The organism is Sphingomonas sp. T1, assembly GCF_902506585.1.
Classification (GTDB): domain Bacteria; phylum Pseudomonadota; class Alphaproteobacteria; order Sphingomonadales; family Sphingomonadaceae; genus Sphingomonas; species Sphingomonas aerolata.
Map to the genome: position 1 here is coordinate 2384944 of NZ_LR733875.1, position 15601 is coordinate 2400544.

The 15601-nt window shown below is 68.4% G+C and carries 9 protein-coding genes; 2 read left to right on the forward strand and 7 right to left on the reverse strand.

Annotated features, from left to right (window positions below; genetic code table 11):
• Positions 1-28: 28 nt before the first annotated feature.
• The 6 genes from GV027_RS10750 to GV027_RS10775 form a co-directional block, all read right to left on the reverse strand.
• Positions 29-955: a FecR family protein gene (locus GV027_RS10750; protein ID WP_236559169.1), complete on the reverse strand. Its 927-nt coding sequence runs from the start codon at positions 953-955 to the stop codon at positions 29-31.
• 7 nt (positions 956-962) lie between these two features.
• Positions 963-1448 carry an RNA polymerase sigma factor gene (locus GV027_RS10755; RefSeq protein ID WP_236559170.1) on the reverse strand — a complete coding sequence of 162 codons (486 nt, stop codon included), beginning with the start codon at positions 1446-1448 and terminating at the stop codon, positions 963-965.
• A gap of 105 nt (positions 1449-1553) precedes the next feature.
• Positions 1554-2966 carry an efflux transporter outer membrane subunit gene (locus tag GV027_RS10760; RefSeq protein ID WP_159511873.1) on the reverse strand — a complete coding sequence of 471 codons (1413 nt, stop codon included), beginning with the start codon at positions 2964-2966 and terminating at the stop codon, positions 1554-1556.
• A 10-nt stretch (positions 2967-2976) separates the two neighbouring features.
• Positions 2977-6156: an efflux RND transporter permease subunit gene (locus tag GV027_RS10765; RefSeq protein WP_159511874.1), complete on the reverse strand. Its 3180-nt coding sequence runs from the start codon at positions 6154-6156 to the stop codon at positions 2977-2979.
• A 134-nt stretch (positions 6157-6290) separates the two neighbouring features.
• A complete protein-coding gene (locus GV027_RS10770; RefSeq protein WP_159511875.1) occupies positions 6291-7559 on the reverse strand; it encodes an efflux RND transporter periplasmic adaptor subunit in 1269 nt (422 codons plus the stop codon).
• Positions 7560-7930: 371 nt separating this feature from the next.
• Complete coding sequence (locus GV027_RS10775) at positions 7931-8803, reverse strand: oxygenase MpaB family protein (protein ID WP_236559171.1); 873 nt, start codon at positions 8801-8803, stop codon at positions 7931-7933.
• Between the two features lie 117 nt (positions 8804-8920).
• On the opposite strand from GV027_RS10775, the gene GV027_RS10780 reads away from it, so the two are divergent.
• A complete protein-coding gene (locus tag GV027_RS10780) occupies positions 8921-10732 on the forward strand; it encodes a DUF885 domain-containing protein (protein WP_159511876.1) in 1812 nt (603 codons plus the stop codon).
• Positions 10733-10743: 11 nt separating this feature from the next.
• Positions 10744-13386 carry a M1 family metallopeptidase gene (locus GV027_RS10785; protein ID WP_236559172.1) on the forward strand — a complete coding sequence of 881 codons (2643 nt, stop codon included), beginning with the start codon at positions 10744-10746 and terminating at the stop codon, positions 13384-13386.
• Here GV027_RS10785 and GV027_RS10795 read toward each other — a convergent pair.
• A complete protein-coding gene (locus tag GV027_RS10795) occupies positions 13383-15566 on the reverse strand; it encodes a penicillin acylase family protein (RefSeq protein WP_159511878.1) in 2184 nt (727 codons plus the stop codon). The two genes, GV027_RS10785 and GV027_RS10795, sit on opposite strands and share 4 nt — an antisense overlap.
• Positions 15567-15601: the final 35 nt, after the last annotated feature.

The following is a 15601-nucleotide window of genomic DNA, read 5'->3' on the forward strand; positions in this document are numbered from 1 at the left end:
TCTACCCCACCCCGCTGACGCGAATTTTTTATCCGCCGAGCAGGACGGCACCGTCCATCGTTCGCAACCGCAAACCGAGCAGCGTCGCGAGCGCACGCCCCAGTGCGACATTGTCGCCCATCCGGTACATGCCGCTCACCTGCAGTCCGGCGACCGCCGGGTCGGCGATCACCAGCCGCGTCGCGCTGTACCGGTTCGCCTCCTCGGCAACCGTCGCGAGCGTATCGCCGTGAAACGCGGCGCGACCGCTGGTCCAGGCGCGTGTCGCCGCAAGGTCCGGACGATCGATCACGCCGTTCCGCAGCCGCGACCCGTTGGTCAGGAGTTGCGCAGCGCCAGTCGACGTCGTATCAGCGATCGTCGCCCGCCCCTCGATCGCGGTAAAGGCCGCCCCGTCGCGCGCGTCGCAGCGCAGGTCGAACCGGCCCGCACCGGCGGTCATCGCCCGGTCGGCCGCGGTGATCGTGAACGGGGTCGCGAATGGCGCCACCGTCAGGTCGATGCGGCCTTGCGTCAGCCAGAGCCGCCGCCGCCGCTCGGTCGCGACCACGTGCAGCCGGGTGACCGCGTCGAGCAGCAGGGCCGAGCCGTCGGGCAGCACGATCCGTCGCTGCTCGCCGATTCCCGTCCGATACGGCGTCGCGGCATAGGCTGCCTGGAACACGCCGGTCCCGGCGACCGCGGTGACCGCGAGTGCCGCGACCCCGCCCAGCGCGCGGCGGCGCGTCACCACCGGCGCGCGCGACGGTGCGGTTCCAGGCACCATGTCCCACAGGTCGGTCGCGCGCTCGAACCGTTCGGCCTGCTCAGGGTTCGCGGTCAGCCACTGCCGGAAGACGATCGCGTCCTGCGCGCTGACGTCGTCCGCGTTGAGCCGCGCGATCCATTCCGCTGCGGTGCGTTCGGGCGCCGCCTTGTCCGAAAACATCCGGTCTAGGGATTTGCGGCCATGCATTGCGTGCTCACCAATCCTCCGTCCAATCGACCAGGAAGGTCATCGCCTTGGCCATGTGCTTTTCGACCGCACTCTGGCTGATTCCCAGACGCGCAGCAATCTCGCGATATTTATACCCGTCGAGCCGCTGCATCAGGAAGATCTCGCGGGTCCGCGGGCTGAGACGATCGAGGCCCTCGCGCACCCGGTCGAGCCGCGCCTTCGCGATCAGCACCTCGTCCTGGATCGGCGAACAGTCGCGCAGCCATTCGATCGTCCCCGCGTCTTCGCTCGCACCGCGAACCGCCTCGCGCCGGAATGCATCGCGGCCACGATTGACCGCCGCATGGACGAGAAACGCCTCGTCGTTGCGCGGCGCCGCGGGCAGTGTGGCCATGCTGACATAGGCGTCGTGCAGCAGATCCTCGCCATCCGCCCGCCGCGTCAGCCGTTCGACCTGCGCGCGCAGACGCGACCAGCCCGCCCAGAGGCGACCCGCCCCCGTATCGACCATGCTGAGCTCGGACGTCCCCATCGGCCCAGGCGGTATGCGCCCGCCGGTACAGTTTGATGACGTGTCGGGGACGGATCATTGACACGCGACGATGCCGCGCCGGTGTCAGCCGGCAGGGCGCCCCGGCGCCTGCCATCCCCCGCCGAGTGCACGGAACAGATCGACCTGCGCCCCCGCGATGCGGGCGTCCGCCGCGGCAAGCTCGGTATCGGTATCCGCCAGCGTCCGCTCGGCGTCGAGGACGTCGAGAAAGTCGATCTGGCCCTCACGCTGGCGCGCACGGGTGATGCGCGCGGCGGTGGCGGCGTTATCGTGCGCAGACTGCAGCTGCGTGCGGCGATCGAGTTCGCGCGCATAGTTGGACAGCGCGGTCTCGGTTTCCTCGAGCGCGGTCAGCACGCTGCCGTCGAAGCTGGCGAGCGCGCCGCGCGTATCAGCCTCTGCACCGGCGATGCGCGCGCGCGCCGCGGACTGGTTGACCGTCCAGTTGAGCAGCGGGCCAAGCAGCCAGCGGACCGGCCCGCCGGTGAAGACGTCGCCGACGCTGAGCGCGGTCGAACCGATCGACCCGCCGAGCGCAATCTGCGGATAGAGCTGCGACGTCTGCACCCCGATCCGCGCGGTGGCCGCGGCGAGCCGGCGTTCGGCGGCGTGGACGTCGGGACGGCGAGCTAGCAGGCTCGCGCCGTCGCCGATCGGGATCGGCCGGTCGAGCCGCGGCGTGGTCGTGCGCGCGCCGGCGCTGGCGGGCAGCTCCTGCGGCGTGCGGCCGGTGAGCGTGGCGAGCCGGAAGAGCGCGGCCTGGCGCTCGGCCTCGATCTGCGGGATGTTCGCGGCGCGCTGGTCGCGCAGGGCAGCGATCCGGACCTGATCGAGACGCGCGGCGCGACCCGCATCGACCCGCTTGCCGGTCAGCGTGTTCGATTTCTCGAGCAGGTCGACGATCCGCCGGGCGACCGCGAGGCGTTCGGCGGACGAGGCGGCGTCGACATAGGCGCGGGTGGTGGCGGCGACGATCGAGACCCGGACCGCGTCGGCATCGGCCTGCGCCGCGCCGACGTCGCCGCGCGCGGCCTCGACGTTGCGGCGGACGCGGCCGGCCAGATCGACCTCGTAGCTGACGTCGAGCCCGACATCGTAGGTGGCGCGCTCGCGGTCGAAGCCGGGCAGGTTCTGAAGCTGCGAGGTGCGGGCGTAATTGCCGCTGCCGCTGGCGTTCACCTGCGGCTCGCGATCGGTCTTGGCGCCGCGCAACGACGCGCGGGCGCTGTCGAGCCGCGCTACCGCAACGCGCAGGTCGGTGTTCGCCGCCAGCGCGTCCGCGACCAGCCCGTCGAGGACCGGGTCGCGGTACATCCGCCACCAGTCGTTATCGGGCGCGGTCGTGATCGTCGCGGCGTTCGCGGTAGCGAACGATGCGGCGGCCTTGGGCGGGGCGATCGGCACGACATAGTCGGGACCGGCGGCGCACGCGGCGAGCGTCAGCGCCGAGAGGCTCGCGAGAAGCAGGGACTTCATGAGGCTGGTCCTATTCGGCTGGCTGAAGCGTGGGCTGGGCAGCGGCTGGCTTGCGGCGTTCGAACCGCATCGCCAGCGCCCGTGCGACGACATAGAAGGTAGGGGTGAAGAGCAGCCCGAAGCCGGTCACGCCGATCATCCCGAAGAACACCGCGGTGCCGAGCGCCTGGCGCAGTTCGGCGCCAGCCCCTTCGGCGATCACCAGCGGCACCGCGCCGAGGATGAAGGCGAAGCTCGTCATCAGGATCGGCCGCAATCGGTCCTTCGCCGCGCGCACCGCTGCCTCGACCGGGGACAGGCCATCCTGCTCCTCGGCCTGCTTGGCGAACTCGACCACGAGGATCGCGTTCTTGGCGGCGAGCGCGATCAGCACGACCAGCCCAATCTGCGTGAGGACATTGTTGTCCATCCCCCGCAAATTTACCCCGGTCATCGCCGCGAGCAGGCACATCGGCACGATCAGGATGATCGCGAGCGGTAGCGTCAGGCTCTCATATTGCGCGGCGAGCACGAGGAAGACGAACAGCACGGCCATCCCGAAGACCAAGGCGGCGGTACTGCCGGCCGCCTTTTGCTGGTAGGCGATGCCGGTCCATTCATGCGCATAGCCCGCGGGCAGCGACGCATCGGCGAGCTTCTCCATCGCCACCAGCGACTGGCCCGAGGAATAGCCCTTGGCGGTGTCGCCATCGACCTCGACCGCGGGGAAGAGGTTGTAGCGCACCACGCGGTACGGGCCGGTCTTGTCGCGGAACGTCGAGACCGATCCGACCGGAACCATCTGGCCCGAGTTGGAGCGCGTCTTGAGGTTGGCGATGTCCGCGGTGGTGTTGCGGAACGGAGCGTCGGCCTGGGCGGTGACGCGGTAGGTGCGGCCCAGCAGGTTGAAGTCGTTGACGAACGCCGAACCGAGATAGACCTGCAACGCCTCGAACACGCGCTCGGGGGGGACGCCGAGCAGATTGGCCTTGGCGCGGTCGACATCGGCGAAGATGCGCGGCGTGGCGGTATCGAAGAAGGTGTAGACCTGCGCCAGGCCCTTGGTCTGGTTCGCCTTGCCGATCAGGTCGTAACTCGTCTTGCCAAGGTCGCCATAGCCGTGGCCGCCCTGGTCCTGCACCATCAGGCGATAGCCGCCGGCCGAGCCGATGCCCTGGATGAGCGGCGGCGGGACGATCAGTAGCCGCGCCTCGGTGATGTCGCCCGTCGCCTTCTGCGATTCCGCCATGATGCTGGCGAGCGTGACGCCAAGCTTCTTGCGTTCCTCGAAGCTTTTCAGCGGGATGTACGCAGCGGCACTATTGGGCGCGAGCGTCTGCGACGGGCCGTCAAAGCCTGCGAGCATGACCGCGCCCTTGACGCCGGCGAGCGGCAGGATGCGTTTGGCGACCTTCTGCATCACCGCATCGGTACGCTCGACCGACGAGCCGGGCGGCAGCTGAATGACGGTCAGGAAATAGCCCTGGTCCTGCGCGGGGACGAAGCCCGACGGGGTGACCATGAAGACACCGACCGTGACCGCGATCAGCGCGGCATAGGCGACCATCATCCGCTTCGGCGCGGCAACGAGGCGTGCGGTGAGGCGCGCATAGCTTTCGCTCATCCGCTCGAACCCGCGGTTGAACGCGTCGCCTGCGCGGCGAGCGGCGCGGGTCAGGCGGTTGCCCGAGCCGGCAGGGGCGGTGGGCTTGAGCAACATCGCGGCGAGCGCCGGCGACAGCGTCAGCGAGATGAGCAGCGAGATGATCGTCGCGGTCGAGATCGTGACCGCGAACTGGCGGTAGAACGCGCCCGACAGTCCGGTGAGGAACACCGTCGGGATGAACACCGCGCACAGCACGAGCACGATCGCGACGAGCGCACCCGATACCTCGTCCATCGACGTGCGCGCGGCCTCCAGCGGCGAAAGCCCGTGTTCGAGGTTGCGCTCGACATTCTCGACCACGACGATCGCGTCGTCGACGACGATCCCGATCGCGAGGACGAGGCCGAACAGCGACAGGTTGTTGAGGCTGTAGCCGAATGCGGCAAGCACCGCGAAGGTGCCGATCAGCGAGACCGGGATCGCCACGATCGGGATGATCGCCGCGCGCCATTTCTGCAGGAAGACGAGGATGACCAGCACGACGAGGATCATCGCCTCGAACAGCGTGTGCTTCACCGCGTCGATCGACTGCGCGATGAATTCGGTCGGGTTGTAGATCACCTTGTATTCGAGGCCCTTGGGAAAGCGCTTCGACATGCTCTCCATCTCGGCGGTGACGGCCTGCGCTGCGCCGAGCGCGTTCGAGCCGGGACGCTGGAAGACCGCGGCGATGACGGTGGGCTTGCCACTGAGATAGGTGTTGGCACCATAATCCTGCGCGCCGAGCTCGACGCGCGCGACGTCCGAGACGCGGACCTGGCGGCCTTGCGCGTCGGTGCGGATGACGACGTCCGCGAACTGCTTGGGATCGGTCAGGCGCCCTTGCGTCTCGACGTTGAGCTGAAACGCGCTGTTGCCCTTGTCATAGGGCGGCTGGCCGAGCGTGCCGGCGGCGACCTGGACGTTCTGTGCGCGCAGCGCTGCGACGATCTCGCCCGCGGTGAGGTCGAGCGCGGCCGCGCGGCCGGGGTCGATCCAGACACGCATCGAATAATCGCGCGCGCCAAACAGCTGCACGTCGCCGACGCCGTCGATGCGGCTGAGGCGATCGCGGACCTGGGTCAGCGCGTAGTTGGAGATGTAGCCGCGATCGAGCGAGTTGTCGGGCGAGACGAGGTTCACGACCATCAGGAAGTCGGGCGAGGTTTTCCGCGTGACGACGCCCAATCGCTGGACATCCTCGGGTAGCCTCGGCACCGCGACCGCGACGCGGTTCTGGACGAGGACCTGTGCGGCATCGAGGTCGGTGCCGATCTTGAAGGTGACGGTGATCGTCACCTTGCCGTCGCCGGTCGATTGCGACGACTGGTAGAGCATGTTGTCGACGCCGTTGATCTCCTGCTCGATCGGCGCGGCGACGGTTTCGGCGACCGTCTCGGCCGACGCGCCCGGATAGGTCGCGCTGACGGTGACGGTGGGGGGCACGATGTCGGGATATTGCGACACCGGCAGCGACATATAGGCAATCGCACCGACGATCGTGATGATCACCGCGATCACGCCCGCAAAGATCGGCCGGGTGATGAAGAAGCGCGAGAAGCGCATGGTTTGTGTCCTCGATAGAGGGCGCGCGCACTTTTCCGTTCCCCGGCGGAGGCCGGGGCCCAGTTGGGCGAACCGCGGTGATTACATCGAAACGCTATCCCACCTGTGCCCCGGCCTTCGCCGGGGAACGGTGGTTACTTGGCGAGTGTGGCCTCACCCGAGATGGGCTGGACCGAAGCCGGCGCTGCCGCCCCGGTCGCGACCGCGATCCGGCCCGCCTTCGGCGCAACCGTGGCACCCGGCATCGCCATCTGCGTGCCCTGGATGATCACCCGGTCGTTCGGCCCGATCCCCGAGCGGACGATCCGCAGGCCATCGACCACCGGCCCCAATTCGACCGGTTTCTGGCTCACGACGTTCTTCGCATCGATCGTCAGCAGCACCTTGCGCGCCTGATCGGTCTGCACCGCATCGTCCGGCACCAGCAGAGCCTGCCGCGTGCCCGCACTCGCGAGGCGCATGTTGCCGAACATCCCCGGCGTCAGGAAATAGCCGGGGTTGGCGAGCACCGCGCGGCCGCGGATCGTGCCCGATCGCTGGTCGAGCCCGTTGTCGGTGAAGTCGAGCTTGCCCTTCCAGCGATGCTCGGTCTCGTCCTGCAGCTGGATCTCAACTGCCGCGGCGGCCGCGCCGGGCTGCCGCGCGCGCTGCGTCTTGAGGTAGAGCGCCTCCGACCCGTCGAAATTGAAGTAGATCGGGTCGAGCGCGTTGATCGTCGTCAGCACGGTGCCGCCGGTGCCTTCGCCGCCCGCGACCTGGTTGCCCGCATCGACCCGGCGATCGGAGATGCGCCCGCCGATCGGCGCGCGAACCTGCGTGAAGCCGACGTCGAGTGCGCGGGCACGTTCGCGCGCCTGCGCGGCGGCGAGTGCGGCGCTGGCGGCTTCGAGCTTGCCGCGCAGCGCATCGACTTCGCCCGCCGAGACGGCTTCGTCCGCGACCAGCCGCTGCGCGCGGCCGAGGTCGGTCCGCGCGAGCGACAAGGCGCTCCTGGCGCTCGCGACGTTGGCATGCGCCTCGGCCAGCGCGGCGGCGAATGGGCGCGAGTCGATCGTGAAGAGCAGCTGTCCCTTGCGGACGATATCGCCGTCGTGGAAGTGGACGCCGGTGACTTCGCCCGCCACGCGCGGCCGGATCTCAACGCTGCGGCTCGGCGCGAACCGGCCGACATAATCGTCCCATTCGCTCACCTGCCGTACCAGCGGGGACGCGACCGTCACCGATGCGGGCGGGGGCGCCGCCATCGCCGCATCGGGCTGATCGAGCAGCCGGACGCCGATCGCACCCACCAGTGCGACCGGCACGAGCAGCATCGCGCCGCGCTGCCAAACGGGTCTGCGTCGGGGGGCAGGGGCCTCCACCGGCGTGGCGTCGGCCGTCTTGATCGGGGTGAACACGGTCATGCCGCATCGCTCCGTGATCGATCGGCTGACGTGCACGTGAATCTGGGATATGCCATGGGATTGCCCCCCGTTGTAATGGACATGCGTCACCGATCGTCGGTGCTCGCGGCATCGACAGTCCAGATGACAAGCGTGGACGATATCCGGTCGCCGGCATTACGCCGTAACCGGTCTGAAAACTGCGGAATTCTTGGCGTTCGACTAGGACAGTGTCGGCAACTTCGCTGGCCGGAAGACGATTGACGGACGACAACTTGACCGACCATCGGCCGGGACTGTTTGTCTACCGGCTGGTATATAAAGCGCCGCGGAAACCTGTCAACCAGATTAACATACCGGCTGGTAGTTTAATCGCGATGGCCGCGGATCGGCTATTGCTCGACAAACGCCCAGCGCAATGTTTTCGCCAGGTTGCGCGTGCCCGACGTGACGACGGGCCGCATCAAGGCCGGCGACCCCGCCAACCCATGCATTCGCCGCGCCCATTCGGGCAGCAGATCGACCGCCGACTGCATCACGATACGCTGGACGGGCAGGGCAAGCGGGTTGGCGGGTGTCTGCTCGAGCACGAACCGGGCAACTTCGCGCGTCCGGGCATCCGCGACGAGCTGCGGGCGCATGGTCTGCAGATAACGGTCCGTTCCCGCCCGATCCCGCGGCAGCGATGCGGCGCCAAGCAGTTCGCCGACCTCGGCGAACGCCGCATAATAGGCGTCCTGCTCGGCCATGCCGAGCCGGTGGTCGCCGAAACGCTGCCACGCGGCGAGGAAGCACCAGGCCTCCGAGACATGGACCCAGGCGAGCAGTGCGGGATCGTCCGCGCGGTAGGGCGTGCCGTTAGGGAGCGTACCGGCGATGTGCGCGTGCACCGCGCGGACACGCGCGATCACCGCCTCCGCATCGGTGCGCTCGCCATAGGTCGTGACCGCGATGAACCGCGCGGTGCGCCGGAGCCTGCCGAGCATGTCTGTGCGGAAGTTCGAATGATCCCAGACGCCCGCCAGAACCGCCGGGTGCAGCATCTGCAGCAGCAGTGCCGCGACGCCGCCGACCATCATGCTGACCACGTCGCCATGCACTGTGCCGATCACCGCATCGGGCGCGAACATCGCCGCAGCGCTGCGCTCGACCGGCGCCTCGCCCCGCGCCTGGTCGTTGAACAGCGCACGCACCTGCCCGACGATCCGGGCCTTGGCGCCGGATCTGGCCCGCTCGCGCAGCAGAGTAGGAAGGTCTTTCATCATGGCATGAACGCGCGATCGGCAATTTCGCGCCTGACGACGAAGGCCATGCAATTGGCGGTCCGTGATTGCGCTGACGGGATCCGCGCGCGACAAGCACGCATTCGACAGGAGAATGTAATGCGTCTTGCCTTTGCCCTATTGCTGCTGCCCACCGTGCCGATCGTCCTCGCCGCCGCCCCGGTGCCGGTGGAGACCCAGCGCGTCGCGGCGCAGGATGCGGCACTGCTCGCTTTCCTCGACAAGGCCTATGACGAACAGCTTGATCTCAGCCCGGAATCGCTGACCCAGCTCGGGCTGAAGACGCATTATGACCGGCTCGACGATTATACCGACGCCGCCGCGGTCCGCGCGCAGGCCCTGTCGGAGCGGCAGCTGAAGGCCATGCGATCGCGGTTCCGTCCCGACGATCTGGGCGAGAGTGCGCGGGTCAGTTACCGGCTGTTTGAATATGAGGTCGACCGCGGGCGGCAGTCGCTGCGCTTCCGCAAGCTGCGCTTCCCCGTCACGACCAACGGCAGCCCGGCGGGCGACATCCCGGTGTTGCTGATCAACAACCACAAGGTCGATACGCTCGCCGACGCGCAGGCCTATATCGCACGCCTGCGCGATACCGAGCGCGTCATGCGCGAGGTCAGCACGACGATGCGCGAGCAGGCGGCGGCGGGAATCATTCCCAATGCGGTGAACTTCGCGCCCGCCCGCGCCGATGCACGCGCCGTGCTGGTCGGTGCCCCGTTCGACGCTGGCGCGGATTCGACGGTCATGGCCGATTTCCGCAAGAAGGTGACCGCGCTGGCAGTGCCCGCGGCGACCAAGGCGGCGTTGCTGGAGGAGGCGCGCGCGGCGCTGACGGGGCCGTTCCGTGCCGGCTACGACCAGCTGTTCGCGACGCTCGACGCCATCGAGCCGCAATCGAAGGGCAATTTCGGCGCCTGGAATCTGCCCGATGGCGCGGCCTATTATGCCGACCGGCTGAAGACCTCGACCACGACCGCGCTGACCGCCGACCAGATCCACGATCTGGGCCTGAAACAGGTCGCCGCGATCCGGCAGGAGATGGAGGCGATCAAGCGCGAGGTCGGCTTCACCGGCACGCTCGAACAGTTCTTCGACAAGATCCGTACCGATCCCCAGTTCAAATATCCCAACACCAGTGCGGGGCGCGAACAATATCTCGGCGACGCGCGCGGCGTGATCGCGTCGGTGATGGCGGCCGCCCCCCGCTATTTCCGGACCCTGCCCAAGGCGCCGCTCGAGGTGCGCGCGGTCGAGAAATGGCGGGAGGGCACGGCGTCCACCGCCTTCTACAATCCACCGTCCGCGGACGGATCGCGGCCCGGCATCTATTACGTCAACCTGGTCGACATGAACCAGACGCAGAAGGTCCAGGTCGCCGGCATCGCCGCGCATGAGGGCGCGCCGGGGCATCATTTCCAGATCGCACGCCAGCAGGAGCTGACCGGCATCCCCAAATTCCGCAAGTTCGGCGGCTATGGCGCCTATATCGAGGGCTGGGGGCTGTATTCGGAGCGGCTCGCGAACGAGATGGGGGTCTATAAGGATCCCTATGCGCGGTTCGGCATGCTGTCGCTCCAGGTGTGGCGCGCGATCCGGCTGGTGCTCGACACGGGGATCCATGCCAAGCGCTGGAACCGCGACCAGGCGATCGCCTATTTCAAGGCGAACAGCTCGGTTTCCGACAAGGATATCGCGCGTGAGGTGGACCGGTATTTCAACTGGCCGGGGCAGGCGACCAGCTACATGGTCGGTCAGCTCAAGATCGCCGAACTGCGCGCGCGCGCCGAACGCGAACTGGGGTCGCGGTTCGACATTCGCGATTTCCACGAAGCCGTGCTCGATCAGGGCGCGCTGCCGCTCGACGTGCTCGACGAACAGGTCGGTCGCTACATCGCCGCGCACCGGCAATAAGGGGCGCGACGATGCATCCGGACACGCCGCGCGAAGCGGACCGCCGCGCCCTGTTGAAGGGCGCGCTCGCACTCCCGGCGATCGGCTGGCCGGGCATGGCGCAGGCGGCCGTCGCCGCCGATCCGCTGACCGGGCCGGGCATATCGCTCGCACTGGCGCAGCGGCGGGCGGCGCAGATCGCGCGGGTCCGCTACGCCATCTCGCTCGACGTCACCGCCGCCGACCGTGCGGTCGGGTCGGTCGTGATCCGGTTCGACCGGGTCAGGGACAGCGGCGACCTCATCCTCGATTTTCGCGGGACGATACTGACCGGGCTGGAGGCGAACGGCGTGGCGGTCCCGGCCACTGGGCGACGCGATGGCCATCTCGTGCTGCCCGCGCGCGTGCTGAAGACCGGAGCCAACAGCGTGACGGCGCGCTTCGAGACCCCGATCGCCAGCGCAGGCGCCGCGATCATCCGTTTCAAGGACCCGGCCGACGGACGGACCTATCTCTACACATTGCTGGTCCCGTCGGATGCCAATCTGCTGTTTCCCTGCTTCGATCAGCCCGACCTGAAGGCCCGCATCTGCTGGGACGTCGTCGCGCCCGAGGGCTGGACGGTGATCGCCAACGGGCCGGTCGCCGCGAAGACTCCGACAGGCGCCGCGACCCGCTGGCGGTTCGCGGAGACTGCGCCGATCTCCACCTATCTCGCCGCCTTTGCCGCCGGGCCCTGGGTCGGCACGACATCGGCCCCCGCCGGGGGGCAGCCGATCACGCTCTACGCCCGCCATTCGCGCGCCGCCGAGGTCGATGCCGAGACACAGCTCGCGACCAATCGCGCGGCGGTACGCTGGCTCGCCGAGTGGTTCGGCATCGCCTTTCCCTTCGCCAAGCTCGACCTGGTGCTCGCGCCGGCCTTTCCCTTTGGCGGCATGGAGCATGTCGGCGCGGTCTTCTACAATGAGGACCGCTTCGTCTTCCGCGAGCCGCCGACATTGCCGCAACGGCTGGCGCGCGATCAGACCATCTATCACGAGATCAGCCACCAGTGGTTCGGTGACCTCGTCACGATGCGCTGGTTCGACGATCTGTGGCTGAAGGAAGGGTTCTCGACCTTCATGGCCGCGCGGATCCAGGCGGATCTGCAGCCGGACAGCAACGCCTGGACGACGTTCCTGCTGTCGATCAAGACGCCCGCCTATCGCGCCGACGCGACCAGCGGCACGGCGCCGCTCTGGCAATCGCTCGACAATCTCGACGCCGCGAAGAGCAATTACGGACCGATCGTCTACAACAAGGCGCCGGCGGTCATCAAGCAGTTGGCGTTCTTCGTCGGCGAGGACGGGTTCCGGCGCGGCCTGCACCTGTTTCTCACCCGGCATGGCTATGCCAATGCGACCTGGCAGGACCTGCTCGGTGCGGTGGGTGAGGCGTCGGGTATCGATCTGGCTGCGTTCGGTCGCAACTATGTCCTGCGCGCAGGGCTGCCGCGGATCGAGACCGCGTTGACGCTCGCGCAGGGGCGTATCGACGCGCTGGTGCTGAAACAGCGACCGGAGAGCAGGCTGCCGGGCGAACCGGGTGGCGCCTGGCCGATGAAGGTGCGCGTCCGCCTCGGCTACCACGCCCGCGAGGACATCGTGCTCGACGCACGCTTCGAGGGGGCGGTCGCGACCGTTGACAAGGCGGCCGGCCTGCCCGCGCCGGATTATGTCTGGGCGAATGACGACGACCAGGGTTACGGCCTGTTCATGCCCGACGACCGGACGGTCGCGTGGATCGCCGCACACGTCGGCAGCGTGACGGACAGCCTGTTGCGCGCGATGCTGTGGAGCGCGCTCTGGGACGTCGTCCGCGACCGCCGGCTGCCGCCCGAACGCTATCTTGCGGTGCTGTTGCGCGAGCTTCCCGCCGAGCGCGACGAACAGATCTCGCGCGCGATCCTGTCGCGCGGGGCAGCGGCGCTCGACGTCTATCTCACCGAGGCACGCGGCGCGGGGCTCCGGGCGGGCTGGGAAACGGCGCTGCTCGCGCGGATCGACGATGCGGCGATCGGTTATGGACTGCGCAAGGACGCGCTCGACCGTCTGATTGCGACCTCGCGGACGCTGCTCGCGCTCGACCGCCTGCGCGCCCTGCTCGACGGCCGCGCGCGACTGGCCGGCGAGCTTATCCGGCAGCCGACACGCTGGGCGATCGTCCGGCGGCTGATCACGATCGACGCGCCCGACGCGGGCACGCGCTTCGCCGCCGAGCGCGCGCGCGATACCTCGACCGAGGCCGCCAAGGATGCCTTTGTCGCGGAGGCGGCATCCCCGCGGGCTGCGGTGAAGACCACCTATTTCAAGCGCTATTTCGACGATGCTGCGCTCAACGAGGCATGGGCGAGCGAAAGCCTCGGCGCGTTCAATGCGGACGGGCAGGCGGCGCTGACCATCGGGTTCCTGCGGCCGGCGCTCGATCGGCTGCTGTGGATCCGGCAGAATCGCCGCATCTTCTTCCTGCCCGCCTGGATCGACGCGTTCATCGGCGGGCAGGTGAGCCCGGACGCGCTGCGGATCGTCGACGATTTTCTTGGCGAGCAGCGGTCGTTGCCGATCGACGTGCGCCGCAAGATCCTGCTGGCGCGCGACGAACTCGCGCGCACCGTCGCCATTCGAAAGACCTAGCCGCCGGGACGATATCGCCGGGCGACATGCCCCTTGAGCTCGTCGGGATGGAAATAGACGGGACGCAGTGTGCCGCCGGCGTAGCGCGCGGTCTGGTCGGCGAAGTGCGGGGACGCGGGATCGCCGCTCTGCCCGCCGACCATGACCGCCGTCGCCTTCACGCGCGGTCCGAATTCGACGACCGCGACGAAGCTGTTGCCGCTGTTCCCGTAATAGCGCTTCGTCCCCGGCCAGCGCTTGGCACCGAACGACGCGAGGCTGCCCCATTGCGCGGAGGTGAAGGGGATGGGCGTCGACGCGCGCGTATCGTCGAAATGCGGCTGGATCGCGTCGTCGAGCCGCTGGAAGCGGTTGATCGCCTGCCACGGCGTTCGCCAGTTGCCAAAGTCGCGGGTCAGCCCATCGACCGCGGCCGACAGCGCGGCGATCTTGGCCTCCGGCGTGACGCGCGTCGCAATGTAGTCGGGCACGTTCGTCCGCTCTCCCTGTGCGAACCCGCCGACCTCGCGCCACAGCTGGTCGCCCCAGAACACCGCCAGGCTGGTAGCCACCGAGTCATAGCCCCAGCGGTGATCCCAGCGATCGAGCAGCGCGATCGGCGCCGCGAGTTTCGCCCGGCGTGGATCGCTAGCCGGCAGCGCCCGCCAAGCGTCGACCAGACCAGGGAGCAGCCGCGCAAAGGCGGGAAGGTAAGAGTCATAGGCGGCGGCACGCAGCGTCTCCGCGGTCCAGCCGCGTTTCCCGGTCAACAGCAGATCCGCATGGACGCCGCGCGCATTGCCGCCGACCTGATCCATGTAGCGGGGATAATCCGCCGCCCGCGGACTATCGGGTCCGGCCGCGCTCCAGGGCCAGTCATTGGTGTTGTGCACCCAGCCGGTGCGCGGGTTCGCGACGCTCGGCAGCGTGGCGAGCCCGTGCAGGCCGCGCCAGTCGGTCGCCGGGTCACTGCCGTCGACGGGCCGGGTATAGTCGAACCGGTCGCTTCTGATCGGCATGAACTGCGGCATCAGGAACGCGATCTCGCCCTTGGTGTCTGCGAACAGCGTGTCGTTCGACGCATTCGCCTTGCGCTGCGCGACCGCCATATAGCCCGCCAGATCAGTCGCCTTGGTCCGCAGATAGCTTTGCTCGAGCGCAGGCACGGGCTTCCACATCAGCGCGGTCGCGATCCAGCGTCCCGCCTTGCTCGCGACGATCGGGCCGTGATGCGTGCGATAGGTCGTGAAGCGGCGCGTGCCCGACGTGCCGTCGGCGTTGCGGACGCGTAAAGTGACGACCCTCGTGGTGACTGGCCGCAACGTCTTGCCGTAGCGATAGCGGTAGCCCGCGTCGCCGCGGACGACCCGTTCGGCGAAGTCGTCGACATTGTCGACCGTCGATGACGTGTGCATCCAGCCCGCAGACGGGTTGAAGCCCTGATAGATGAAGAACTGGCCCCAGGTGCTCGCGCCATAGGCGTTGAGCCCCTGGTCGCTCGTCATCTGCGCTTCCGAGCGGAAATAGAAGCTGGTGTGCGGGTTGATCAGCAGCAGCGCATGACCGTTCGCAGTCAGGCGCGGCGCGATCGCGATGCCGTTCGACCCCGACGGTTCGCGCGGCACCATGCCCATCTCTTCGGGGCTAGGCGGCGTCGGCGTGCCGTAGAAGGTCTTGAGGTCGCTCAGCGATATGCGCTCGATATCGCCGCCGATGCTGCCCTCGGTAAAGCTCAGCGCCATCCACGGCTCGAACCGGGTGAGGACCCGTGGCTTCCGCTGCGGATGGGTCGCCAGATAATAGTTCAGCCCGTCGGCCCAGGCCTGCATCAGCGTCCGTAGCCACGCCGGGCTCGCCGCATAGTCGCGCTGGAGTTCAGCTGGGTCGACGAACAGCCGCTGCCGCAAATCAGCCCAGACCGCGTCCTCGCCGTCCGCCTCCGCGCTCCGGCCGAGCGCGGTCAGGTAATTCGCTTCGATCCGCGCAAAGTCGTCCTCGGCCTGTGCGTAGATCAGCCCGAACACGGCATCCGCGTCGGACCGACCGCGGATATGCGGGATCCCCCAATCGTCGCGGGTGATCGTCACGCGTCCCGCCTGCGCCTCCCACCGTGCCCGCTCGGTCGGCGGGGCACTGGGCGCGGTCGTCAGCATCGCCAACAGGATCACCGGCGTGCGGGCGTGTCGAAGGATCATGGCCATCGCGGCAGCCTAAGCCGCAAACCGAGGAATGACCA